Below are 23,279 nucleotides of genomic sequence, written 5' to 3' on the forward strand. Positions count from 1 at the left end.
CCCTCAAAGGTGCGCAGCAGAGCCCACCGGGGCTCGGAAGCACGCGTGCCCCGCGCTAACGATCATAGAATACACGAAACCCGGTGTTCGACGCGCCACTGTCCAACGCGGTGCCGGACCTGGCAGCGATCCGATAGCGATAGCAGTAGCTCTTGTGGCACAGGAAGCTGCCCCCCTTCGTCACCTTGAGCCTGGCCGCCCGGGCCGATGCGTTGCGCTGCTTTGCGGATTTTGTCTGGGACCGGATCAGGAACGGGTCGGCGGTCCACTCCCAGACATTGCCTATCATGTCCCAGATGCCGCTTTCATTGGGCGGGAAAGCTCCTACAGGCGAGGTGCCGAGCCAGCCATCCGCACAGCTGTTCCGATCGGGGAACCGCCCCTGCCAGATATTCGCAGGCAGGAAATCCACGTCATCGGGTTCCTGTTCGCCCCAGGGGAAGCGCGGGTCGCCGTTAAGCCCGCCGCGGGCCGCATGTTCCCATTCGGCCTCGGTCGGCAAGCGCCCCCCGGCCCAGGCTGCGAAGGCCTTCGCATCTTCCCATGAGATATGCGTTACCGGATGATCGAGACGGTCGGCAACATCGCTGCCGGGTCCCTCGGGCGTGGACCAGGCGGCACCGTCGCAGATCACCCACCAGGGCGTCGGGCTGTCAGAGGGCGGAACCGCCTGCGGGTCGGGCAGCAGACCACGGAAGACCGGCCCCCAGCCAAGGCGCTCGGACAATGTGACATAGCCGGTATCGGCCACAAAGGCCGCGAACCGCGCGTTGGTGACAGGGGCCACATCGACCAGAAACGGCTTGAGGCGAACCTTGCGCAGCAGCCCTTCGCCATCCGCAGGGATCGCCGGATCGGAGGTGCCGACGTGGCTGACCCCGCCCTTGAACGCGACCCGTGCCGGGGGACGGCTATCTGCAAGATGGGTGACGTCCGGAGCCTTTGCATCACCGTCAGTCCCGGCATGCGCGAGCCCAACACGATTGGCGCAACAGGCCATCACAGCACCTCGCAGGTTTGATGCACGCCCGCAGAGCCCCAACCCAGACCGGCGCAGACATTCGGCAAAATCGTAAATCGCTGTCTCATGCCGAACTCTTTAGTCAAAATCAGCCGTCGAAGACACTGCGGAACGGCCGATCCGCGAACCGGTTTCCCCCTCATTCGACCGCCACGTCGATTCTTTCGATCCGGCCGTTGAAGACCGCCCTGCCGTCGAGTTCGGCAATCACCGGAGTTCCGCGTGCGAAACCGATCGAGGCCCCTTCCGTGCCCGACATGCGGCGCCCGATGGTTGCGGGGATCCGCGCGGATGCGACCTCTTCACCGTCGAGGCTCAGCGTCAGTTGGCCGCCCTGCCCCACGCCCTCGCCATCGTAGCGGAAGTCGAGCACGACCTCGTGCAGCCCGGCGGCAGGCGCCGCTTCCCCCCGGACAGTGGTGTGATGGCCCGGCGCGTCCGAAGCGCGGTAGGCCGCGCACAGCTGCCCGTCGTGGACATAAAGCGCCCAGCCTCCGACCCAGCCCCCCTGTACGATAATGACCCCGGTCGCGTCCTCGGCGAAGTCGCAGACCGCCCTCACTCTCCAGGAGCGATTGCGGAAGTCGGGGAACTCGCTGCCAACAAGCCGCCTGCCGCTGGGAAAATAGGTGAATTGGTTCCGATCCCGGAAGTGGCCGGGTTTCGGTTGCAGCACCCCATACTGCGGGCTGGATCGGACCGTGCCGACGTGAAATTCCCGACAGGCCTCGGCAAAGCGGTCCTTGATTTCCGCCAGTTTTTCGGGGTGCTTCTCCGCAAGGTCCTCATATTGCGAATAGTCCGAGGTCAGATCGTACAGTTCCCATCGCCAGGCTTCCGCCGGTAGGGTGCTGGGCTTTTGCCACGGCACTGCATCGGGATAGGTGCTGCCGATCCAGCCATCGAGATAGTAGGCGCGATGCCCGCCCAACTCGAAATACTGCCCGCTGCGCGTGCCCTCGGCCCTGTCGGAGGAGAAGGAATAGACCATGCTGACACCGTCAATGGGCATCTGGTCGACGCCCTTCAGCCTGTCGGGTGGCGTGATTCCCGCAGCCTCGTAGATCGTCGGCGCGATGTCGATGACATGGTGAAACTGGCTGCGTACCGCACCGCCGCCCTCGATCCGGGCCGGCCAGGAAACGACCATCCCGTTGCGCGTGCCGCCGAAATGGGAGGCAACCTGCTTGGTCCACTGAAAGGGCGTATTCATCGCCCAGGCCCAGCCGACCGGGTAGTTGCAGAAGCTGTCCGGCCCCCCGATGTCATCGATATGGGCCAGCATGTGATCCAGCCCCGCCGCCAGCCCGTTAAACCGGCCAAGCTCATTGGTCGTACCTGTCAGCCCCCCTTCGCCGGAGGCCCCGTTGTCGCCCTGGATGTAGATCACCAGCGTATTGTCCAACTGGCCGGTCTCGTCCAGGTGGTCTATGACCCGAGACAACTGGTGGTCCCAATGGGCCAGCATTCCAGCCGCAGTCTCCATCATCCGGGCGAAGAGCCGCTGCTCCTCGGCAGTAAAGGAGTCCCAGGCGGGGATACGGTCGGGACGCGGCGTCAGCTGCGCCTCGGGCGGTATGATGCCCATGGCGCGCTGACGCTCGAAGGTCTCCTCGCGCAGCGCATCCCAACCGTCGTCAAATCGGCCACGGAAACGGTCGATCCACTCCTTGGGCGCCTGATGCGGCGAGTGGGCGGTTCCGGGTGCCATGTACATCAGGAAGGGCCGATCCGGGGCAAGGGTATTCTGCCGCCGCAGCCAGGACAGCGCCTTGTCGGCAAGATCCCGGTCGAGGATGTAGTCGGGGTCATCCTCTGGCGGCTCGACGATGTTGCGGTTCTCGACAAGACCGGGGCGGAACTGGTCTGTGGCGCCCCCCATGAAGCCGTAGAAGTAGTCAAACCCATAGCCGTTCGGCCAGCGATCGAAGGGCCCGAGAGAGGTCGCCTCCCACAGCGGGGTGTTATGGTTCTTGCCGAGCCAGGCCGTGTCATAGCCATTGGCCGAGAGGACCTGCCCAATCGTACCCGCCCCCTCCGGAAGAACCGAGGTGTAGCCACGGCTGCCATAGGCCGCCTCGGCGATGACACCGGCGTTGACGTTGTGCGGATTGCGCCCGGTCAGCAGCGACGCCCGGGTCGGAGAGCACATGGCCGTGGTGTGGAAGCGGTTGTAACGCAGCCCCTGCTCGGCAAGGCGGTCAAAGCAAGGCGTCGGTACGGGCCCGCCGAAAGGCGACGTGGCGCCGAACCCCACGTCGTCTGTCATGATCAGCAGGATGTTCGGGGCCCCTTCCGGGGCGGTCGCCGGCTGGGGAAAGCCTTGAGGGAATTGCATCGGTCGGACTCGCTGCGCGGAAGAGAAAAAGAAAGGGCCGGCGCCGCTTCGACGCCGGCCCCTGAGGGTTACTCGCCGAAGACGCGCTTCATCTCGGCAACGGCCGGGCCGCGGTTCTCCGGCCCGATCCAGCCCATCAGATCCACACCGACGAAATCACGGACCTCGGGGTCGGCTTGTTCGACCACCCCTTCAACAACCGGGATCAAGCCGACATTTGCATAAAGCAGCTGTGCCTGATCCGAGAGATAGGCATTGAGGAACAGTTTCGCTGCGGCGACATGATCGGCATCGCGCAGGACCGCGGCACTCATCGGCGTGTAGGGCACCGACGGGCCGGGTACGACCAGGGTCACGGGCAATCCCTCGTATTCCGAGATTGCGAAGGAGAAGACCTGAGCGAGGTTGATCGCGAACTCCCCCTGCGCGACGCGACGCTCTTCCAGCCGGATATTGCGGCTGAAGGTGATGTCCTGCTTGGCCAGCCCCTCCAGGAAGTCCGACCCATAGGTCTCGTAGAGCGGACCGAGAGACGCCAGACCGACGCCGATGGCCCGGGGATCGTTGCTGATGATCTGCCCCTTCCACTTCGGATCAAGCAGGTCGGTCCATTCCTTCGGATAGTCCTCGGGCGCCACCTGATCGGTGTTGACCAGGATCCCGTAGCTCTGCACGAAAACGGGGATGCTGTTATCGGTTGGCACGAAGCCCTCGCGCAGGTTGGCTAGGTTTGGCAAATCGCCGTGGGGCTGCAGCAGCTCTTCCGCTTCAAGTCCCATAAGCACCGCGTCCGAGGTGATCAGAAGATCGCCCTTGCCCTTGCCCGAGGCGCTTTCGCTGCGAACGCGCTCGGCGGTTTCGCTCGCCCGCCCGTCGAGCAGTTCGACCTTGATCCCCGTCTCCTCCTCGAAGGTCTTCACGAAGTCGATGAAGTGTTCCGCCCCGAGCTGGGAATGATAGACGACCAGACTGCCCTCCTCCCGGGCCTGATCGGTGAGCTCCGACCAGTTGGTTTGCGCCTGCGCGGAAACCGCGGACAGCAGACAGAGGCCGAGGGCGGCCGTTCTTTCCAGTAGCTTACGCATTTTTGGTTCTCCTCCCTGAGAATGGTTGCGTGACGGGCCCCGCCGTCAGGCGGGTTCGACTTCGACGGGGATGCTGGAATAGCCGCGGAGCCAGTTGATATGGATGCGTTCAGGCGCGTCCGTCAGGGTGATGCGCTTGACCTTGGCAGCCAGCGCACCGATGACGGAAGCGGCCTCCAGACGGGCCACCATCTGCCCGACACAGCCGTGGATACCGGACCCGAAGGCAAGATGACCGACTGGCCGGCGCGTGATGTCGAAACGATCGGGGTCCTTCCAACGATCCGGATCGCGGTTTGCGGCGGCAAGCCACAGCATGACCTTTTCCTCGGTGCCCATCTCGACGTCGCCGAACCGCGTGGGCGCAGCCGTCGTCCGACCGATCACCGGGCTGGGCGGATACCAGCGAAGCCCCTCTTCGAAGGCCGGACGCACCAGCTTGGGATCCGCTCGCAGCAGATCCCACTGATCGGGGTTCTCGATCAGGGCCAGAAGAGTGCTGCCGATACCAAAGACCGTCGTGTCGATACCAGCCGACACGAAGGTGCGCACCATCATGCCAGCATCCTCGTGACTGATCTCTCCGGCATGGGCCGCCGCGTAGATCTCGGTCCCGAAGCCGCCGGGCAAGAGGTTTTCTTCCGCCATCTGGGCCACCACGTACTCCAGGGTGCCGTTCTCCTCGACGATCTTAAGCGCTTCCTGGTAGAGCTCGTTCTTCGGTCCCATCGCGTTGAAGTTAAGTGTCGAATAGGGCATCAGATGCGGCCGCCCCTCGGGCCGAAGTCCGACCGCGTCGGGCAGGACCTTGAACGGAAAGGCAAATGCCAGATCGGAGGCCAGGTCGAAACGTCGCCGTTCCACCAGGGCATCGACCATGCGTTCCGCCTCGGACCGGAAATCGGCCTCCAGCCGACGTAGCGCCCGCGGCGACAGGACCCGGCTCAGGACGCGACGCACGACGGTGTGTTGCGGCGGGTCACTTTCCAGGATGACCGAGGGCTTCCGCCACGGCGTGTCCCGCACGACATTTGTCAGCCCCGTCCCGTAAGCGGAGGAAAACCGCTTCCAGTCCTCGAAGGCCTCTCGCGCCAGGGCGTCGCGCCCAGTGATCCAGAAACCGTACTTGGGCACCCAGGCCACCGGCGGACCCGCAAGGATAGCGCGGTCCAACTCCAGTGGATTGTCCATCGAATGCCGGCTGAACGGATCAATATCGAGTTCGGGCCGTCCGGCCGTTGCCGCGTCAATCATGATTGTCCTCCATACAATCTCTTCCCCGCCCGGCGTTCGGCGCCGCCCCGGTCTCGTCTCCTCCTGCCCCGATGGACAGAAGACCGGAGCCGCGACGGCCGGGGGATGTCCAGGCCGGGGCCAACGTCCTTGCATCGAGCGCCTCCAGCCGCGCGCTGTCGAGGCGCAGCAGTGACACCGAGACACCGGCCATATCGCTTGCCGTCAGGAAGGTTCCACAGAGCACCCGGTGCACCGAAAGCCCCAGCCCCGCACAGGCCGTCAGCGCGTCGCCCGTCATGATCGAAAGCTCCATCAACGACGTGCTGCCCAGGTTGTTCACCATCAGCATAACGTCGTCGTCCGGGCCGAAGCCGCGTGCGGCGGCCACCCGGACCACCATGTTGTGGGCCAACCTGCGCGCCCTCTCGACCGGGACGCGCTTCAGGCCGGCCTCACCATGAATGCCGGGACCGAACTCCATTTCATGCTCGGTCAGCGCGAACTGCGAAGGGCCGATTGCAGGAGCGACCCCGGGCGAGAGGGCAATGCTGATCGAGCCGAGGTCCGAGACCGCCGCCTCTGCGGCATTCTTGACCTCAGCCAGCGACCGTCCCGCCTCCGCCGCAGCACCGGCGACCTTGTGTACCAGAATCGTGCCGGCGATACCGCGCCGCTCCCCCGCTGGCGCGTCTGCGCGCAGCGCGATGTCGTCATCTACCACGACGCATTCGACAGGGATCCCTTCCGCGTCGGCCATGCGGGCGGCCTGCCCGAAGTTGGCCAGGTCGCTGGCATAGTTCTTCACGATCAACAAAACACCGCCCTGCCCGGCCACCGCGCGTATCGCCTGCAGCACCGCGTGTGCCGAGGGAGACGTGAAGACATCCCCCGTCACCGCAGCGGTGAGCATGCCCTTACCGACGTAGCCGCAATGCGCCGGCTCATGGCCCGCACCACCGCCCGAGACGATCGCCACCTGGCCGGAGGCCACCACTGCCGCGATGTCGGAGCGGATCACGGTCTGAGTGTCCGGCATCAGGGTCAATCCGTTGCAACTGGCGACGTAGCCAGCCAGCGCCTGCGGTACGATATCCTGAACGTCGTTGATCAGCTTCTTCATGCCGACGCCTCCTGCCCCCTGCCGCGGCAAAAGGGCTGCCGAAGGTGACAGGGGCACACCGTGGCGCCCCGTCCCGCCCAGACCGGGGGGCCGAAGGCCACGGGCGACCGCGCCGCCCCTGCCCTCCGGTCTCCGGCAAAGGATGATCGGGCTTGAGGCTCAGGCATCCCGCACCGCCCAGGCGGCGGACAGCGCCGCGCCAACGTGGATCTGGTCGCCCACATTCAACTCAACAAGCGGTCCAGCCTCGATGTTCAGCTCCATCGCGCCGGTATCGACCACAACCGTCTGGGTCTGGCCGCGGAACGTCACGCTTTTCACGACCCCTTCCCAGGCCATGCCCTGCGTCTCCTCGCCCGGCACCAGGATCTCGAAATTCTCGGGTCGCAGCATGACGGTGACCGTTCCGCCCTCGCCGGGATCGAAGGCCGAAAGGCAATGGCCACGGCCCCCTGCGCCCGCGACATCGAGGGTGAAGTCCCCTTCCGGTCGCGGCGTCGCCTTCTGGACGGTCAGCTCGATGAAGTTGGGGGCGCCGAAGAAGGTCGCGACATCGCGCGATTTCGGCTGCAGGTACATTTCCCGTGGCGCCGAGTTCTGAAGGATCCGGCCGCTGTTCATCAACACGACATCATCCGACAGGGCCATCGCCTCCGACTGGTCGTGCGTGACGTAGACAGTGGTAATCCCCAGCCGCTGCTGCAGGACCCGGAATTCGTCGCCCATCTGCAGCCGCAGCCGGGCATCGAGGTTCGACAGCGGTTCATCCAGCAACAGGACGCGCGGCTCGAACACCAGCGCCCGGGCGATGGCGACACGTTGTTGCTGGCCGCCCGACAGGTCAGGCGCAGGCCGGTTCGCCAGATGCCCCATCTCGACGATCTCCAGCGCGGCCGCCACCTTTTCACGGATGGTCGCCTTCGGGACCCGGCGGATCGACAGGGGATAGGCCACGTTCTCGAACACGGTCATGTGGGGCCAGATCGCATAGGACTGGAACACCATCCCAAGGTTGCGCCCCTCCGGCGGCACGAAAAGCCCGCGAGAGGCGTCGCTGACCACCGTGTCGCCGATCGTGATCCGGCCTTCGGTGTTCTTCACCAGCCCCGCCAGCATCCGCAGCGTGGTTGTCTTGCCGCATCCAGAGGGACCAAGCAGCGTCACGAAACGCCCGCTTTCGATGTTCAGGTTCAAACTGTCGACAGCCCGGAAGCTGCCGAAGTCGCGGGAAAGGTTTTCTATAACGACATTTGCCATCTTCGGTCTTGCCTCGGTGTTTATTGCGTAAGTTTGGTGCGGCGCGCGGTGACGAAAATCTGGATCCCCCGGAACGCGACGACGAGCAGGATCATGAACATGCTGAGCACGCAGACCTCTTCAGCCCGGCCGTTTTCCCAGAGCTTCAGCATCTCGACGGACATGACCTCGTTCCCGACGGAGTAGAGCAGGACCGAGGCGCTCAGTTCGCGCATCACGACGAAGAAGCAGAGCAGCCAGCCGATTGCGAAAGAGGGCCAGGCCAGGGCGATCAGGATCCGCGACATGGTCTGCAGGAAGCTGGCGCCATGGACGCGGGAGCATTCCTCGAGATCCACCGAGAGCTGCACGAAGGCCGTGGACATCGCGTTCACCCCAAGGGGCATGCAGATTGCGATATAGGCCAGCAGCAGCGCCCAAAGCGTGCCGTAGATCGTGATCGGTCCGGGCAGGTAGGCAAAGGCCCAGAGGAAACCGACCCCCAGCACGATGCCGGGCATCAGCCAGGGCAGCCAGGCCATGAAGTCGATCAGACGGCGGCCATGCCAGCGAGTGCGGATGGAAATATAGGCCACCATCGACCCCAGCAGCATGGTCAGCGTGGCGCCGCCCAGGCCCAGGATCATGGTATTCAGCACCGAATCCCACATCGCGCGATTTTCAAAGACGTTGCGGTAGTGCTCCAGCGTCAGGAACTTCGTGTCATAGAAGCCGATGTACTTGTAGAACGACCCGATGAAGAGCTGGCCCACCGGAAGAACCACCGACAGGAAGAAGAACAGCAGGCAGAAGGCGAAGGTGGCCCACCGCCAGCGCCCCAGAGCCATCACCCCGGGCCGGTAACCCTTGCCCGAAACGGTCTGGTAGTTGCGCCCGCCGATGATCGCCCGCTGCGCCAGCAGCAGCAGCAGCATCAGGCCCATCACCACAATCGCGATGGCCGTGGCGAACTGGTAGTTCGGGGTGAAGTCCTGGTTGATCGCGTTGTAGATCTCGGTGGCAACCACGCGCACCCCTGCGGGCGTGCCGAAGAACAGCGGCGACTCGAAGGATTCCATGCCACGGATGAAGGACAGCGTGAACACGGTGGCCATGACCGGGATCATCAGCCGCAGCGTGATGCCCCGCAGGGTCCGCATGCGAGACGCGCCGCACATCCGGCTCGCCTCTTCCAGCGACGGGTCCATGCGGCGGAAGGATTCCACCAGGAACAGGAACATGAACGGGATCGCGTATTGCATCATGTGCCAGATCACGCCGCCGGTCGAATAGACATCGATCAGAGGCTCGCTCGATCCGGTGAGCGATCGCCAGAGCATGTTGATCGGCCCGGTCTGGGCATTGCCCAGAAGCGACCAGGCCATCGCCGTCAGGATCGGCGGGATGAAGAACGGGAGGGTGATCAGAACCTCAAGAAGGCCCCGCATCGGCGTGTCGGTGCGCGCGACGATCCAGGCCAGGAAGGCTGCGATCAACAGGGAGAACACCGACTTGACCCCGGCGATGTAGAGCGTGTTCCAGAGGATCTCGAGGTTCCCGGCGGAGAAGACCGCCCGGTAGCCATCGAGACTAACCACGGACTCGGGGCTGCTTGGCGATCCGGTGTGGAAACTGCCGTAGACCAGCATGCCCAGTGGGAAGAGCGTTATGAAGGCCAGGAAGGCGATGAGAAGGCCGATGTAGATGTACCGCGTTTGAAAGCGGTGCCGGGCGGCAAACCTGCCACCGGGCATTTCGCTGGATGTGTCGGTCGTCGCAGACATGGTGTTGTTATCCTTCAGGTGTCCTTGGTGGCCGTCGCGACGGCGGTATCGCCCAAATGAACGTCAAGACGTTCGATCCGGCCGCGCATGCGGAAAGGTCGTCGAGCCTCGGGGGGCAGAGGGGCGCCTCGCTCGAACCCGATCGACACCCCTTCGGAGCCGGAGATCAGGTTTCCGATCGTCCGGTCGATCCTTGCGGCGCCGCTAATCTCTCCATCTACGGTGAGAACCAATTCGGCAGGGCCTCCGCGGCCCTCGCCGGAATAGCGCAGGTCCAGGGCGAGTCGGTGGATCCCCGCATCAAGCGGCGCCTTTGCAGCAATGCGGGTCCGCAGTTCCGCCTCAACGCCCAGGCGATAGATGACCTGCGGCACCCCCTCGAGGAGGTACAGGGACCAGCCGCCAAGCCAGCCGCCCTGGGAAATGATCGTCCCGCTTTCGCGATCGGTCAGATCGCACACGGCTTCCACGCGCCAGGACTTGTTCTTCAGATCCGGAAATTCGGCGCCGGGCATGCGCCGGCCGCTGGGATAGTAGGTGAAATCCGACCGTCCACGGAACGGCGAGGGCTTGGGCTGATGCAACCCATAGAAATAGCCGACATGCACCGGATTGACGTTGTTCTTGTCACAGGCTGCCTCGAAACCGGAACGAATGGCGGCCAGTCGCTCGGGCTGCTGCTCGGCGAGGTCCTGATCCTGCGAATAATCCGAGGTTAGATCGTAGAGTTCCCATCGCCAGTCTTCGGGCGGCAGGTCCGACGTCTTCTCCCAGGGCACCGACTCCGGGTAGGTCGAGCCGATCCAGCCATCCTGGTAATAGGCGCGGTGACCCGCCATCTCGAAATACTGCGCACGCCTGTCCGGCGCGGCATCGCCCTCAAAGATCGACGGACCCATGCTGATCCCGTCGAAAGGCTGTTGCGCGACACCGCGGAAGCTCTCCGGCGGCGTAATCCCGATCAGATCGTAGAGCGTCGGCGCCACGTCGATGACGTGATGGAACTGGCTGCAGACCCGTCCGACATCCTTTATCCGAGCCGGCCAGGAGACGACCATCCCGTTGCGCGTACCGCCGAAATGCGAAGCCACCTGCTTGGTCCACTGGAAGGGCGTGTTCATCGCCCAGGCCCAGCCGACCGGGTAGTTGCCAAAGCTTTCCGGCCCACCAATGTCGTCTATGTTCGCCAACATCTCCGCGACACTTGGGGAGGCGCCGTTCATCGTGGCTACGTCATTGGTCGTGCCCTCCAGCGTGCCTTCGCCCGAAGCGCCGTTGTCGCCCTGAACATAGACGATCAGAGTATTCTCCAGCTGTCCAAGAGCCTCAACCCGGTCGAGAATGCGACCGAACTGGAAATCCCAATGCGCCAGCTGCGCCGCATAGACCTCCATCATTCGGCGGTAGAGGCGCTTTTCGTCTTCTGAGGCGCTGTCCCAAGCCGGAATGCGATCCGGGCGCGGGGTCAGCTTGGCCGTTTCCGGGATGATGCCAAGGGCCTTCTGCCGCTCGAAGGTGCGCGCCCGCACGGCGTCCCAGCCATCATCGAACGCCCCCTTGAACCGTTCGATCCACTCTTTCGGCGCCTGATGCGGCGAGTGCGCGGTTCCCGGCGACAGGTACATAAGAAACGGCTTTTCCGGACGGAGCACGTTCTGCCGGTCGATCCAGGAAATCGCGCGATCGCCGAAATCCCGGTCGAGGATGTAGTCCGGATCGTCCGCCGGGGCCTCAAGGAAATTTCGGTTCTCGACCAGGGCGGGCGCGAACTGGTTCCCGGATCCGCCGAAGAAGCCATAGAAATAGTCGAAGCCGTATCCGTTCGGCCAGCGATCGAACGGCCCCATGGAGGTGGTTTCCCACATCGGCGTATTGTGGTTCTTGCCCAGCCAGGCCGTGTCATAGCCATTGTCGCGCAACACATGCCCGAAGGTCGCAGCAGAATCGGGAATGACCGAGGTATATCCCGGCGCCCCGTGGGCGACTTCGGTGATGCCGCCGGAGCCAACGGCGTGGTGGTTGCGCCCCGTCAGCAGGGAGGCGCGCGTCGGCGAGCACATCGCCGTGGTGTGAAAGCGGTTGAAACGGACCCCCTGTTCAGCCACCCGGTCGAACACCGGCATGGGAACGGGACCGCCAAAGGTGCTGGTGGCGCCGAAGCCGACATCATCGGTCAGGACCACTATGACGTTCGGGGCACCCTCGGGTGCACCTGTTGGCTGCGGGAAGCCGGGGGGGAAATTCTCGGGTGTCATGGGCAAAGTCCTAGCCATAGGGTGCCGATCTCCGCGCGGAGGGCCCCTGTCGTCGTGTGAGTGTGGTAGTGAGAGCGACGCGGGCAGACCCCACGTCGCAAGAGCTCTTCAGACTATTCGCCGAAGTGCTTCTTCATGACGGCAATTGCAGGGCCGCGTTGGTCGCGACCGATCCAGCCCATGAGTTCGACACCCGAGAGCCTGGCCTCTTCCGGCGAAAGAGTGTCGATCACCCCCTCGACCACCGGGATCATGCCGACCTTGGCGTAGATGGTCTGCGCCTCCTGGCTCAGGAAGTAGTTCATGAACAGCAGGGCAGCATTGGGATGGGAGGCGTCCTTAATGACCGACATGTCGATCGGGGTATAGGGGCTCGACGGTTCCGGCAGGATCAGCTCCACCGGCAGCCCCTCAAGGTCCTTGTAGAAGCCGAACATCTCGGTCATCAGGATCGGAAACTCCCCCATGGCAACGCGCCGTTCTTCCAGGCGAATATCGCGGCTGAAGGTGACATCCTGCTGGGCCAGACCCTCGACGTAGTCCTCGCCATAGAGCTCGTAGATTGGGCCAAGCACCGCAAGACCGGTGCCCACTGTGCGCACCTCGTTCGACAGGATCTTCCCCTGCCACTTCGGGTCGAGCAGATCATTCCACGACGTCGGCCGGTCGGCTTCGGGCACCAGGTTGGTATTCACCAGCAAACCATAAGCCTGACTGAAGGCAGGCAGCTGCATCGGGGCTACGGAGAACTCGGGCCGAAGGTTCGCAGCGTTCGGAACCTCTGCGATTTCGGCCAGAAACCCCTCTTCGCCGAGCAGCTGGTTGATGGCGGTCGAGCTCATCACGACATCACCCGCGACCCGGCCGCTCGCCCCTTCGCTTCGAACCCGCTCCATCACCTCGGTCGCGCGCCCGGCCAGAAGCACGACATCGATCCCGGTTTCGGTCTCGAACCCCCGAACGACGTCTTCAAAGTAATCTGCGCCAAGTTGCGAATGATAGATTGCAACCTGACCCTCCTCCTTCGCCGCCGCGACAACATCATCCCAGCTAGAGGCCAGCGCCCCCTGCGTCATCACCGACACGCCAAGAAAAGCAAAAGCCACCTTATTAAAAAGGTCTTTCATCGTGTATCCTCCCTAACGGAGAGAGCTGCAGAGTCCTCCACCCTGCGCCTCTCCCGCCAAACATGATCCCTTGATCGGAATCATATTCTGCGAATACATGTTCGCAATTGAGGAACGCGGAGGTCAAGCTTGAAAAACGATCCGAACAGCGGCGCCCTGCCGACCCGGCAGCGCCGAAGTGAACAGACACGTGATCGACTACTGGAAGCGGGCTATCAGTTGATCCACGAGAAGTCCCTGAATGATATGACGATTTCGGACGTGGCGACCCGGGCGGGATGCTCCGTCGGCGCCTTCTACCGCAGGTTCAAGAATAAGGAGGTTTTCGAGGAGGCCTTGCTCAGCGCGGCTCTGCAGCAGGCCCGGGAATTGATGCTGAATGTCTTCGAGACCCAACAGAACCACGAGATGCTGGCGACCGAGATCGTGCGCCAGACCATCGCCCGGCACGTCAGATTCGCGCCGATCTACAAGGCGGCCATCCTGCGCGCCTATATCGACCCGGGTCGCAACACCGCTGCCAAGCAGCACGGGCGCTTCCTGCTGGAGGGCTTTCTGTCCTGGACGCGCCGCACCCTTGGCCGGGATCTGAAGGACTGGGAGACCACACGGATCACGATGTCCTTCCAGATTCTGTTCGGCACGATCATCAACGCCCTTCTCGGTCGCCCTGGACCATTTCTTCTGGACGACCCAGAGTTCGGCGATGAACTGACCATAACCTTCGTTCGCAATATCAGCACCGTGTTCGAAACGGAGTCAGTCGCCCCGACCAGATGACCGATCTGTCTCCACTGGCCCCCTGCACAGCCCCGCTGGTTAGGCACACCCGGAGTAAACGCGATCAACCTGATGGGCGCCCAAGGCCTTGCCTAGAAGCTAATTGAAGGCTGCAGGCCTCGGCGCGCATGTGCCCAAAGGTGGCAACAGACCACGCCAATGTTCAAGACAAGGGTATACGCGCCTGCATCCCTGGCCGAAAACAGCGCAAGGCGACTGTCAGATACCACTCTCTGGACATTGCTGCGCAATGCCCTGCCGGGCAGTGGACAAGCGGCGCTACAAACAGTGCAACCGGATCGAGATCATGTTCGGCAGGCGACGGTGAAGCAGAGCTACCTGTCGAGGTTCGTCAGCATACCGCGCATGACCTTCAGATGGATCTCCACGTCCTCGGGGTCGATGCCGTCCAGCATGCGGGACTCGCATTCCAGCGCGATGGCCAAGATGTCGCGGTGCACCGCCTGCCCCGCGTCGGTCAGCCACCATTTTCGCCGGCGCGGATCGCTGCCCGATGCCTCGAACGTCGCAAGGCCCCGCGCCTCCAGCAGCTTCAGCGACCGGCTGACCGCGGCCTTGTCCAGACGGATCACCTCGCAAATGCGGTTGGCCGTGATCTCCGGCTCGATGTTGATCATGGCGATCACCCGCCAGTCCACGATCCCGAGGTTGAAGTCACGGCGGTAGATGGCCGAGGTCTGCCGCTGCCAGGCGCTGCTGACGGCGCTGAGAAGGAAGGGCGCGTAGTAGTCGATATCGAGGACTTGCACCCCGTCCCGGTCACGGGTCGGGCTGGAGATGCGGCGGTTCGGCTCGTCGGTCACGGTACTACGCCCCCGGGGTTAGGACCTATGCGGCTGTCAGGTCATAATTCCTTTTCAGGAGACTGTCACGGGTGGGCGCGGCGTCTTGCGCCAGCACCCGGCGTCCCTTCATGTGGGTCTTGGCATCATTGACCGTTTCGACCGCGCTCAGGCGACCATCGCGGAAGCGCAGGACCGCACCGCTGTCCAGCAGCACGCTCTCGTCGCCGGGCAAGGCGAGGCCGGCGATCTGCAGCTTGCAATCGTGCTGATCGGACCAGAACCAGGGCACCGCCGCATAGGGATCCGTCGTGCCATGCACGATGGTCTTCGCGATGGCCCGGGCGTGATCGGTGGCCGCCTGGACACTTTCCAGCCGGACACGCGCGCCGCTGCGGGCCTCGGGAAAGGCGGCGCAATCGCCCAGGGCAAAGACATGCGGGTCGGCGGTGCGCAGGGTGGCATCGACGACGATGCCGTTGTCGACCTCCAGTCCCGCCGCGGCGGCCAGGTCCACGTTCGGGCAGACGCCGGCGGCCAGCAGCACCAGGTCGGCGTCCAGCCGGGTCCCGTCGGCCAGCCCGATGCCCTGATCCATCACCTCGGTCACGCCATTGCCGAGATACAGCGCGGTGCCAAGGCTTTCGTGAAGGGCGCGAAACCGCTCCGACATTTCGGGAGAAACGGCGCGCGCCATCAGACGGGGCGCCGCCTCGGCCAGGCTGACCCGATGACCGAGGGAGGCAGCCACGGCCGCGAATTCCAGCCCGATGAAGCCGCCCCCGATAACGGCAATGCGGCGCGGCTGGTCCAGGGCGGCACGCAGGGTCGCGGCATCTTCCAGCGTGCGCAGGTCCAGCGCCCGTTCCACCCCCGGCAGCGGCGGGCGCAGGTTGCGAGTGCCGGTTGCGAGGATCAGGATCTCGTAGTCCAGTCGCTCGTGGCCGATGACAACTTGCCGCGCCGCCCGGTCGAGGCCCTCGACGCGGGCGCCTGACCGCAGGGTGATGTCCTTGGCATCGAAGACTTTCCGCGGGCGCAGGATCAGCTTCTCCGCCTCGCCGTTTTTGAGGTAAGTCTTCGAGAGCGGCGGGCGCTGATAGGGCAGCCCCGGCTCGGCGCCGATCAGCGTGATCGGCCCCTCGTATCCCTCCTGTCGCAGGGATAGGGCGGCCTGGAACCCGCCCTGCCCCGCGCCCACGATGACGACGGCACCCTTGCTCATACCTGTTCCTCCGGCAGGTGCACGACGAGGCCGTCCAGCTCGGGCGTCATCGCGATCTGGCATGACAGGCGCGAGGTCGGCTTCACCTCGCAGACCGCGCTTGCGAGCATGTCGTCCTCTCCCTCCGACCGGGTGCCGGTGCGCTCGATCCAGGCGTCGTCGACGTAGCAATGGCAGGTCGCGCACATCATCGAGCCGCCGCATTCCGCGACGATCCTGTCGACGCCACCGGCGATGGCCGTCTCCATGACGCTGTCGCCCGTCGCGGCCTCCAGCGTGGTCTCGGTGCCGTCATGTTCGATGTAGGTAACCTTGGGCATGGGGGTCTCCTCAGGCGGGGGTGAGCTTCAGGGGGAGCTTGTCGAGAGCATGGATCGCGTTGTTGGGCCGCCAGGGGGCGTCACCGTCGAACTCGATCCGGGCCACCTTGCGGGCCAGGGCGGTCAGCACCGCCTCCATCTCACCGCGGGCGATGTTCTGGCCGACGCAGCCATGGATGCCCGCGCCGAAGCCCATGTGGCCCACCGGGCGCCGGTCGATGCGGAAGGTGTCGGCATCGCCCCATTTGTCGGGGTCCAGGTTGGCCGCGCCCAGCACGCAGAGGATCTTCGTCCCCTCCTCCACCGGATAGCCGGCAATTTCGCAGTCGCGCCCTGCGGTGCGTCCGAAGGTATGCACGGGCGAGGTATAGCGCAGCACCTCCTCGATCGCCGGGCGCACCAGCTTAGGCTCGGCGCGCAGGCGGTCCCATTCACCCGGATTGGCTGCGAAGCAGTAAAGCGCGTTGCCGATCCCGGTCACGGTCGTGTCGACACCGGCCGACAGAAGCGAACGAACCAGCAGCGGTGCCTCGTCCTGGCCGATCTCACCGGCATCGGCGTCGGCGTAGATCATCGCGCCGATCCCGTCCTCCGTCAGGCGTTCGCGGGCGCAGGCGGCCATGATCCAGGGCGCGATTTCCTTGTTGCGGGCGGTGGCGGCGCGGCGCAGGGCATTGTCGGGACCCATGGAGTTGAAGACACAGGCGCCGTAATCCACCAGGATCCGCTGGTCGACATCGCGCATGCCCACGACGCGCGGAAAGACGGTGATCGGGAAGCGTTCGGCCAGGTCCTCCACCGCCTCGATGCGGCCACGGGCGACCAGTTCGTCGACCAGCTCCTCCGCCGCCTCGGCAAACATCCCGGCCATGGTCCTCACCACCTTGGGCGACAGGGCCCGGGACATGACCCGGCGCGTGCGGGTGTGGTCGGGGGGATCCACCTCCAGGATGATCGACGGCGGCCGCCAGGGATCCCCGACATGGAAGTCGTTCAGACCGACGCCGCGCGAAGAGACGAAATTCTCGTGGTCGCTGAAGACCGCCTTGGTCGTTTCGTACTGGCCAAGCGCCAGAACCGACCAGCGCGGGATGTAGACCACGGGACCACGTGCGCGCAGGCCTGCGTAGTAGGGTTCGGGATCGCTCAGGATCGCCGTGTCGAAGGGATCCACGTCCCAGACCGGCATGCCCTCGGGCGGGGTGATGGCACGGTGGCCTTCGATCAGTTCCATATCTCTCATGCCCTCCTCCTCAGGGGTCGATGCCGACACCGACATGGCGGTGCAGCAGTGTCTTGTCGGCAATCAGGTCCCCGGCGGGGCCCTCATGCACGATCGTCCCGTTGGCCATCAGGATGACCCGCGTGGCAAAGGCGAGCGCCGCCTCCGCGTGTTGTTCCACCAGCACGACGGCACGGGTGCCGTCCTTCGCCAGTTCCTCGAAAACCGCCATCAGCTGTTCGCAGATCACCGGCGCCAGCCCCTCCAGCGGTTCGTCCAGCAGCAGCACCTCGGGCCGGGTCATCAGGGTCCGGGCGATGGACAACATCTGCTGCTCGCCGCCCGACAGCTGCATCCCGCCGTTCCGCCGCCGCTCTTTCAGGCGCGGGAACAGCGCATAGGCCTCCTCCAGCGTGGCGTCGCCGCGCAGGCAGGACAGCAGGTTTTCCTCCACCGTGAGCGAGGGAAAGATGTCGCGCGTCTGCGGCACCAGGCCCAGTCCCAGGCCGTTGCGGCGATGCGGGGCCATGCGGTCCAGCGACCGCCCGCCATAGCGAAGGTGCCCGCCGTGCAGCCGGGTCAGCCCCATGATGGTGTTGAGCAGCGTCGTCTTTCCCGCGCCGTTGCGGCCGATGACAGCCAGCCGTTCGCCGGGCGCCACGCTCAGCGACAGGTCGCGCAGCACGTGGGTCGGGCCGTAGCCCGCCGTGACATTGCCAAGCTCCAGAAGTCGGTCAGCCATGGGCGCCTCCCAGGTAAAGCTCGCGCACCTGCGCGTTGCGGGCGATCTCCTCGGGCATGCCCTCGGTCAGGATCCGCCCCTGCACAAGCACCACGATCGAGCGTGCCACCCGGAACACCAGGTCCATGTCATGCTCGATCACCAGCACCGCCAGATCCTCTGGCAGTCGTTCGATGGCCTCGATGATCAGATGCGTCTCGCTTGACGGCACACCGGCGGCAGGCTCATCCAGGATCAGCACCCGCGGCTTCAACGCCAGCGTCAGGGCCATCTCGACCAGGCGCTGCTGACCATAGGCCAGATCGACCACCGGCCGGTCCGCCAGCGCCAGCAGATCGAACTGCGCCAGCAGCGCCTCGACCTCGGCCTCGATCTTCGGATCGCTGTCGGCGCGGCGGAACAGGCGCCCGCCCTGCCCCAGACGTTCCAGCACCGGCAGACGCAGGTTCTCTCGCACCGTCAGGCCGGAAAACAGCGTGGTGATCTGGAAGGTCTTGGCGATACCGTGCTTGACCCGCTCGGCCTCGTCCAGGGCCGCGATGTCCTGCCCGTCGAAGCGGATGCTGCCGCCCGTGGGGGCGAGGATGCCCGTGACCAGATTGGCAAAGGTGCTCTTCCCCGCGCCATTCGGCCCGATCAGCGCCTTGCGGGCGCCGGGCGGCAGGTCGAAGTCGATATCTTCGGACACCACCAGCCCGCCGAACCGCTTCGATAGTCCACGTACCTCAAGACCCTGCATGGCGGCCTCCCTTGGCAAGACGTTTCAGGCTGGCGGGCAGCGCGACCAGCCCGCGCGGCAGGAAGAAGACCACCACGAGGACCAGCGCGCCGATGACGAAGAGCCAGTTGAACGGATCGTTGGCCGCCGCCACGTGGTGCACAGCCATGAAGATCACCGTGCCCAGGATCGCGCCGTAGAGCCGCCCCGTGCCGCCCAGGATCAGCATGATCAGCGCCTCGGCCGACAGCGTGAAGGAAAAGGATTCCAGGCTGACCAGCTGGGTGATCTGCGCCGACAGCGCCCCCGCGATCCCGGCGATGGCCCCGCCCATTGTGTAGGCGGCCAGGCGGCGGCGGTAGATCGAGACGCCGATGGCCACCATGCGCTCGGGGCTTTCATGGATGCCACGCAGCGACAGCCCGAAGGGGGACCGGGCGATGACAGCAAGGGCCAAGAAGACCAGGAACATGACGGCGAAGGCGTACCAGTAGCCGGTGATGCCGATGAAATCGAACTCCCACAGGCCCAGCACCTTGCCGGGGCGGATGCCGCGCAGGCCGTCGGCGCCACCGGTGACGCCGCGGGCGCGGTTGGCGATCTCGGCACAGATCTGCGCCACCGCGATGGTCAGCATGATCAGGGTCAGCCCCTGGGTCCGCATCAGCACCGCACCCGAAACCGCGGCCAGCAGGGCACCTGCCACGGCCCCGGCCAGAAGCCCGGCGACCGGATCGGCCCAGACGTGAATCGCGAAGAGCCCCGCCGCGTAGGCGCCTGCGCCGTACATGGCCGCCTGCCCCAGCGTCGCAATCCCCGCCAGCCCCAGGATCAGGTCCAGCGACAGGACCAGCACGATCATGATCAGGATGCGTGTCAGGAAGGCCAGGTTGTAGGGAAACAGCAGGTAGGCCGCACCGCCCGCCAGAAGGATCAGAAGAAGCGAGAGAAGACGCCGGTTCATGCCCCTGCCCTCCCCATCAGGCCGCGCGGGCGCAGCCCCAGGAACAGGATCACCAGGACGAAGAAGGTGATCGTCGCCATGTCGGGCACGAGGTAGCGGCTGGCGGTCTCGATCATCCCGATGGCCAGGGCCGCCACGAAGGAGCCCAGGATGGATCCCAGCCCACCGATCGCCACGACGATCAGGAACAGCACCATGTAGCGCAGCGGGTAATAGGCATCGATCGGCAGCAGCTCTGCCCCCAGGATCCCGCCAAGCGCGGCCAGTCCCGCGCCCAGGGCGAAGGTCAGCATGTAGATCCGCCCGGTGTCGATGCCGAGCGCGGAGGCGGTGTCGCGATTGTCCACCGCCGCGCGCAGGCGAATGCCGAAACGGGTTCGATCCAGCAGCAGCCACAGGCCGAGGATCACCAGCGCTCCCACTCCGATGACCAGCGCCCGATGCGCGGTCAGCTGGCGGAAGCCCAGGTCGACCGACCGGTTCAACCCTTCGGGCAGCGTGATCGACAGAAGCGAAGACCCCTGCCACAGGTTGACCGAGGCGATCATCAGGAAGGTCAGGCCGATGGTGGCCAGCACCTGTTGCAGTTCTCCGAAGCCGTAGATTCGGCGATAGACCAGTCGCTCCAGCGGCATGGCGATCACGATGGTGCCTGCCACGGCCCCCAGCAGGACCAGCGCGAAGGGCAGCCCGACCTCGGTTCCCAGCCAATGGGCCAGCGTGCCGCCGATCAGGGCAAAGCCGCCATGGGCCAGGTTCACCACCCGCATCAGCCCCATGGTCACCGACAGGCCGACGGCGATCATGAACAGGATCATGCCGTAGGCCACCCCGTCGACCGCGATGTTCAGAAGTAATGTCATGTCACGTCCCGTGTTCTCGGTGGAACGGGCGGATCAGGGCCCGCCCGTCCTGCCGCTCACTGGTTCCAGCCAAGGTCGCCGACGGTGGCGATTACGCCGGTCTCGACGTTTTCCAGCAGCCCGGTTTCCGGGTTGCGGGCCACTTCGCGGATGTAGACGTTCTGGATCACCGTGCGGGTCTCCGGGTCCATCTCGATCGGGCCGCGCGGGCTTTCCCAGGCCAGACCCAGGGCCGCCTCGACCGCCGCCGGGCCGTCGGTGCCGGCAGCCGCGACCATCTCGTAGATAAGGTGCACGCCGTCATAGGCGCCCACCGAGGCCCAGTTGACGATGCCGTCGGGATGCAGCTCGGCCAGCGCATCCAGGAACGCGCGGTTCTCGTCGCTGTCGTGGGCGGCGGAGTAGTGGTAGGCGGTGTGCAGACCGACCGCCAGGTCGCCCAGGGCCTGCAGGTTGCTTTCCTCCGTCTCGGCGGTGCCGAGGAAGGTGATCCCGTCGTCGCGCAACCCGTTCTCATTGTAGGTCTTGGTGAAGGAGAAGGTGGGCGGGCCACCCGGCAGGAAGGCGAAGACCGCATCCGGCGCCTGGTCCTTCACCCGTTGCAGAATCGGCGTGAAATCGGTGGTCGACAGCGGCATCCGCACGCTGTCGGTGACGGTGCCGCCCTTGGCCTCGAAGGCCGCCTTGAACGACACCTCGGCGTCGATGCCCGGGCCGTAATCGCTGACCGTGGTGACCACGCTGCGGATCCCCTGGTCATAGGCCCATTCCGCCGCCGGGGCGGAGACCTGCGGGAGCGTGTAGCTGGTGCGCAGGAAGAAGGGGCTTTCGGCGTTGATGGCCGAGGTGGCGGCGTTGAAGATCACCGTCGGCGTTTCCGACTGCGTGATGACCGGGCCGACCGCCAGCGCGTTCGGGGTGAAGGTGAAACCGGCCAGGTAATCGACCCGCTCGCGGATCAGCAGTTCCTGCGCAAGCGCCCGCGACTGGTCCGGGTTCACCCCGCCCACGTCCTTGTAGATGAAGGTGATCTCGTGTTCGCCCGCCGTGGTGCCGTGCTGGGCCTGGTAGGTTTCGATCGCCTGCTGGTACTGCACGCCATACTGGGCAAAGGGCCCGGAGAAGGGCGCAACCACGCCCACCTTGATCTCATCCGCCCAGGCGCTGGACACAGCGAGGGCGCTGACCGCCGCGAGGGCGATCATTCCAGGTTTGTTCGTCATGTTTTCCTCCCATGAGTGCGGCCCGGTCACGGGGCCGCGATATCCGCCCCTCCTCCAAAGGGCGGTATCCGCCCCGGCCGTGCCCGCAGGCCCGTCCGGGGGCGAATTCAGAAGACCACCACGGAGCGGATGCTCTCGCCGGCGTGCATCAGGTCGAAGCCCTTGTTGATCTCTTCCAGTGTCAGGACATGGGTGATCATCGGGTCGATCTCGATCTTGCCGTTCATGTACCAGTCGACGATCTTCGGCACCTCGGTGCGGCCCTTCATGCCGCCGAAGGCGGAGCCCTTCCAGACGCGGCCCGTCACCAGCTGGAACGGACGGGTGGAGATCTCTTTGCCCGCCTCGGCCACGCCGATCACGGTCGACACACCCCAGCCCCGGTGGCAGGCTTCCAGCGCCTGGCGCATCACCATGGTGTTGCCGGTGCAGTCGAAGGTGTAGTCGCCGCCGCCGTCGGTCATGGCGATCAGGTGCTGCACGATGTCGCCGTCGATCTTCGAGGGGTTCACGAAATCGGTCATGCCGAACTTGCGGCCCCAGTCGGCCTTGGCGTCGTTCAGGTCCACGCCGATGATCTTGTCCGCGCCGACCATGCGGGCGCCCTGGATCACGTTCAGACCGATGCCGCCCAGGCCGAAGACGATGACGTTCGAACCGGGCGTCACCTTGGCGGTGTTGGTCACGGCGCCGACGCCCGTGGTCACGCCGCAGCCGCAGTAGCAGGCCTTGTCGAAGGGTGCGTCCTCGCGGATCTTCGCCACGGCGATCTCCGGCACCACGATGAAGTTCGAGAAGGTCGAGCAGCCCATGTAGTGGTAGATCGCCTCGCCCTTGTAGGACATGCGCGAGGTGCCGTCGGGCATCAGGCCCTGGCCCTGGGTGGCGCGGATCGCGGTGCACAGGTTGGTCTTGCCCGAGAGGCAGGATTTACACTGGCGGCACTCGGGGGTGTAGAGCGGGATGACGTGATCGTCCTGCTTCACCGATTTCACGCCCGGACCCACGGCCCGGATGACGCCGGCGCCTTCGTGGCCCAGAACGGAGGGGAAGATGCCTTCGCTGTCGAGACCATCCAGAGTGTAGGCGTCGGTGTGGCAGATGCCGGTGGCCATGATCTCGACCAGGACCTCGCCCTCCTTCGGGCCTTCCAGGTCGAGCTCGACGATTTCCAGAGGTTTCTTCGCCTCGAAGGCGACGGCTGCACGGGTTTTCAT

Annotated in this window: 20 protein-coding genes; 1 reads left to right on the top strand and 19 read right to left on the bottom strand. The window is 65.0% G+C overall.

Annotation, left to right across the window (positions count from 1 at the left end):
* Window positions 1-55: 55 nt before the first annotated feature.
* From CVM50_RS21090 to CVM50_RS21130, 9 genes are all read right to left on the bottom strand, one after another.
* Window positions 56-1,000: a formylglycine-generating enzyme family protein gene (locus tag CVM50_RS21090; RefSeq protein WP_085890107.1), complete on the bottom strand. Its 945-nt coding sequence runs from the start codon at window positions 998-1,000 to the stop codon at window positions 56-58.
* Between the two features lie 160 nt (window positions 1,001-1,160).
* Window positions 1,161-3,359 (bottom strand): arylsulfatase, encoded by a 2,199-nt coding sequence (locus CVM50_RS21095; protein WP_085890106.1) that lies wholly within the window; start codon window positions 3,357-3,359, stop codon window positions 1,161-1,163.
* Window positions 3,360-3,427: 68 nt separating this feature from the next.
* A complete protein-coding gene (locus CVM50_RS21100; protein ID WP_085890105.1) occupies window positions 3,428-4,444 on the bottom strand; it encodes an ABC transporter substrate-binding protein in 1,017 nt (338 codons plus the stop codon).
* A 45-nt stretch (window positions 4,445-4,489) separates the two neighbouring features.
* Window positions 4,490-5,698, bottom strand: coding sequence for a cytochrome P450 (locus tag CVM50_RS21105; protein WP_157792265.1), 1,209 nt, complete (start codon window positions 5,696-5,698; stop codon window positions 4,490-4,492).
* On the bottom strand, window positions 5,691-6,800 hold the full coding sequence (locus tag CVM50_RS21110; RefSeq protein WP_085890103.1) for a dihydroxyacetone kinase subunit DhaK: 1,110 nt from the start codon (window positions 6,798-6,800) through the stop codon (window positions 5,691-5,693). The genes CVM50_RS21105 and CVM50_RS21110 overlap by 8 nt, the downstream gene beginning before the upstream one ends.
* Before the next feature lie 159 nt (window positions 6,801-6,959).
* On the bottom strand, window positions 6,960-8,057 hold the full coding sequence (locus CVM50_RS21115; RefSeq protein ID WP_085890102.1) for an ABC transporter ATP-binding protein: 1,098 nt from the start codon (window positions 8,055-8,057) through the stop codon (window positions 6,960-6,962).
* Window positions 8,058-8,077: 20 nt separating this feature from the next.
* A complete protein-coding gene (locus CVM50_RS21120) occupies window positions 8,078-9,820 on the bottom strand; it encodes an ABC transporter permease (RefSeq protein WP_198431964.1) in 1,743 nt (580 codons plus the stop codon).
* Between the two features lie 14 nt (window positions 9,821-9,834).
* The gene (locus tag CVM50_RS21125; protein ID WP_157792266.1) at window positions 9,835-12,075 is read right to left on the bottom strand and encodes an arylsulfatase; all 2,241 of its coding nucleotides are present in this window, start codon (window positions 12,073-12,075) and stop codon (window positions 9,835-9,837) included.
* A 113-nt stretch (window positions 12,076-12,188) separates the two neighbouring features.
* Complete coding sequence (locus tag CVM50_RS21130; protein WP_085890100.1) at window positions 12,189-13,202, bottom strand: ABC transporter substrate-binding protein; 1,014 nt, start codon at window positions 13,200-13,202, stop codon at window positions 12,189-12,191.
* A 129-nt stretch (window positions 13,203-13,331) separates the two neighbouring features.
* On the opposite strand from CVM50_RS21130, the gene CVM50_RS21135 reads away from it, so the two are divergent.
* Window positions 13,332-13,982 carry a TetR/AcrR family transcriptional regulator gene (locus CVM50_RS21135; protein WP_085890099.1) on the top strand — a complete coding sequence of 217 codons (651 nt, stop codon included), beginning with the start codon at window positions 13,332-13,334 and terminating at the stop codon, window positions 13,980-13,982.
* A gap of 335 nt (window positions 13,983-14,317) precedes the next feature.
* Here the strand turns inward: CVM50_RS21135 and CVM50_RS21140 are convergent, their stop codons facing one another.
* The 10 genes from CVM50_RS21140 to CVM50_RS21185 all read right to left on the bottom strand — a co-directional run.
* Complete coding sequence (locus CVM50_RS21140) at window positions 14,318-14,806, bottom strand: MarR family winged helix-turn-helix transcriptional regulator (RefSeq protein WP_085890098.1); 489 nt, start codon at window positions 14,804-14,806, stop codon at window positions 14,318-14,320.
* A gap of 25 nt (window positions 14,807-14,831) precedes the next feature.
* On the bottom strand, window positions 14,832-16,010 hold the full coding sequence (locus CVM50_RS21145; protein WP_085890097.1) for an NAD(P)/FAD-dependent oxidoreductase: 1,179 nt from the start codon (window positions 16,008-16,010) through the stop codon (window positions 14,832-14,834).
* The gene (locus tag CVM50_RS21150) at window positions 16,007-16,330 is read right to left on the bottom strand and encodes a 2Fe-2S iron-sulfur cluster-binding protein (RefSeq protein ID WP_085890096.1); all 324 of its coding nucleotides are present in this window, start codon (window positions 16,328-16,330) and stop codon (window positions 16,007-16,009) included. Before CVM50_RS21150 ends, CVM50_RS21145 begins: the two co-directional genes overlap by 4 nt.
* Before the next feature lie 10 nt (window positions 16,331-16,340).
* Window positions 16,341-17,573 carry a cytochrome P450 gene (locus CVM50_RS21155; RefSeq protein ID WP_232618338.1) on the bottom strand — a complete coding sequence of 411 codons (1,233 nt, stop codon included), beginning with the start codon at window positions 17,571-17,573 and terminating at the stop codon, window positions 16,341-16,343.
* Window positions 17,574-17,583: 10 nt separating this feature from the next.
* The gene (locus tag CVM50_RS21160) at window positions 17,584-18,294 is read right to left on the bottom strand and encodes an ABC transporter ATP-binding protein (protein WP_085890094.1); all 711 of its coding nucleotides are present in this window, start codon (window positions 18,292-18,294) and stop codon (window positions 17,584-17,586) included.
* A complete protein-coding gene (locus CVM50_RS21165; protein ID WP_085890093.1) occupies window positions 18,287-19,033 on the bottom strand; it encodes an ABC transporter ATP-binding protein in 747 nt (248 codons plus the stop codon). Before CVM50_RS21165 ends, CVM50_RS21160 begins: the two co-directional genes overlap by 8 nt.
* A complete protein-coding gene (locus CVM50_RS21170) occupies window positions 19,020-19,976 on the bottom strand; it encodes a branched-chain amino acid ABC transporter permease (RefSeq protein ID WP_085890092.1) in 957 nt (318 codons plus the stop codon). The genes CVM50_RS21165 and CVM50_RS21170 overlap by 14 nt, the downstream gene beginning before the upstream one ends.
* The gene (locus tag CVM50_RS21175) at window positions 19,973-20,839 is read right to left on the bottom strand and encodes a branched-chain amino acid ABC transporter permease (protein WP_085890091.1); all 867 of its coding nucleotides are present in this window, start codon (window positions 20,837-20,839) and stop codon (window positions 19,973-19,975) included. Before CVM50_RS21175 ends, CVM50_RS21170 begins: the two co-directional genes overlap by 4 nt.
* Window positions 20,840-20,895: 56 nt before the next feature.
* Window positions 20,896-22,062: an ABC transporter substrate-binding protein gene (locus CVM50_RS21180; RefSeq protein ID WP_085890090.1), complete on the bottom strand. Its 1,167-nt coding sequence runs from the start codon at window positions 22,060-22,062 to the stop codon at window positions 20,896-20,898.
* 107 nt (window positions 22,063-22,169) lie between these two features.
* The coding region (locus CVM50_RS21185) for an S-(hydroxymethyl)glutathione dehydrogenase/class III alcohol dehydrogenase (protein ID WP_100148409.1) at window positions 22,170-23,279 on the bottom strand (1,110 nt) is incomplete at its 5' end.

Origin of the sequence: Pseudooceanicola marinus, from assembly GCF_002786295.1 — a bacterium.
GTDB classification, from domain to species: Bacteria; Pseudomonadota; Alphaproteobacteria; order Rhodobacterales; family Rhodobacteraceae; genus Pseudooceanicola; species Pseudooceanicola marinus.

Excerpts from the sequence above, each read along its gene's own strand:
- CVM50_RS21105 (WP_157792265.1), bottom strand. The coding sequence starts at position 5,698 with ATGATTGACGCGGCAACGGCCGGACGGCCCGAACTCGATATTGATCCG.
- CVM50_RS21175 (WP_085890091.1), bottom strand. The coding sequence starts at position 20,839 with ATGACATTACTTCTGAACATCGCGGTCGACGGGGTGGCCTACGGCATG.
- CVM50_RS21095 (WP_085890106.1), bottom strand. The coding sequence starts at position 3,359 with ATGCAATTCCCTCAAGGCTTTCCCCAGCCGGCGACCGCCCCGGAAGGG.
- CVM50_RS21110 (WP_085890103.1), bottom strand. The coding sequence starts at position 6,800 with ATGAAGAAGCTGATCAACGACGTTCAGGATATCGTACCGCAGGCGCTG.
- CVM50_RS21155 (WP_232618338.1), bottom strand. The coding sequence starts at position 17,573 with ATGAGAGATATGGAACTGATCGAAGGCCACCGTGCCATCACCCCGCCC.
- CVM50_RS21115 (WP_085890102.1), bottom strand. The coding sequence starts at position 8,057 with ATGGCAAATGTCGTTATAGAAAACCTTTCCCGCGACTTCGGCAGCTTC.
- CVM50_RS21165 (WP_085890093.1), bottom strand. The coding sequence starts at position 19,033 with ATGCAGGGTCTTGAGGTACGTGGACTATCGAAGCGGTTCGGCGGGCTG.
- CVM50_RS21130 (WP_085890100.1), bottom strand. The coding sequence starts at position 13,202 with ATGAAAGACCTTTTTAATAAGGTGGCTTTTGCTTTTCTTGGCGTGTCG.
- CVM50_RS21150 (WP_085890096.1), bottom strand. The coding sequence starts at position 16,330 with ATGCCCAAGGTTACCTACATCGAACATGACGGCACCGAGACCACGCTG.
- CVM50_RS21090 (WP_085890107.1), bottom strand. The coding sequence starts at position 1,000 with ATGGCCTGTTGCGCCAATCGTGTTGGGCTCGCGCATGCCGGGACTGAC.
- CVM50_RS21180 (WP_085890090.1), bottom strand. The coding sequence starts at position 22,062 with ATGACGAACAAACCTGGAATGATCGCCCTCGCGGCGGTCAGCGCCCTC.
- CVM50_RS21160 (WP_085890094.1), bottom strand. The coding sequence starts at position 18,294 with ATGGCTGACCGACTTCTGGAGCTTGGCAATGTCACGGCGGGCTACGGC.
- CVM50_RS21120 (WP_198431964.1), bottom strand. The coding sequence starts at position 9,820 with ATGTCTGCGACGACCGACACATCCAGCGAAATGCCCGGTGGCAGGTTT.
- CVM50_RS21100 (WP_085890105.1), bottom strand. The coding sequence starts at position 4,444 with ATGCGTAAGCTACTGGAAAGAACGGCCGCCCTCGGCCTCTGTCTGCTG.
- CVM50_RS21145 (WP_085890097.1), bottom strand. The coding sequence starts at position 16,010 with ATGAGCAAGGGTGCCGTCGTCATCGTGGGCGCGGGGCAGGGCGGGTTC.
- CVM50_RS21125 (WP_157792266.1), bottom strand. The coding sequence starts at position 12,075 with ATGACACCCGAGAATTTCCCCCCCGGCTTCCCGCAGCCAACAGGTGCA.
- CVM50_RS21170 (WP_085890092.1), bottom strand. The coding sequence starts at position 19,976 with ATGAACCGGCGTCTTCTCTCGCTTCTTCTGATCCTTCTGGCGGGCGGT.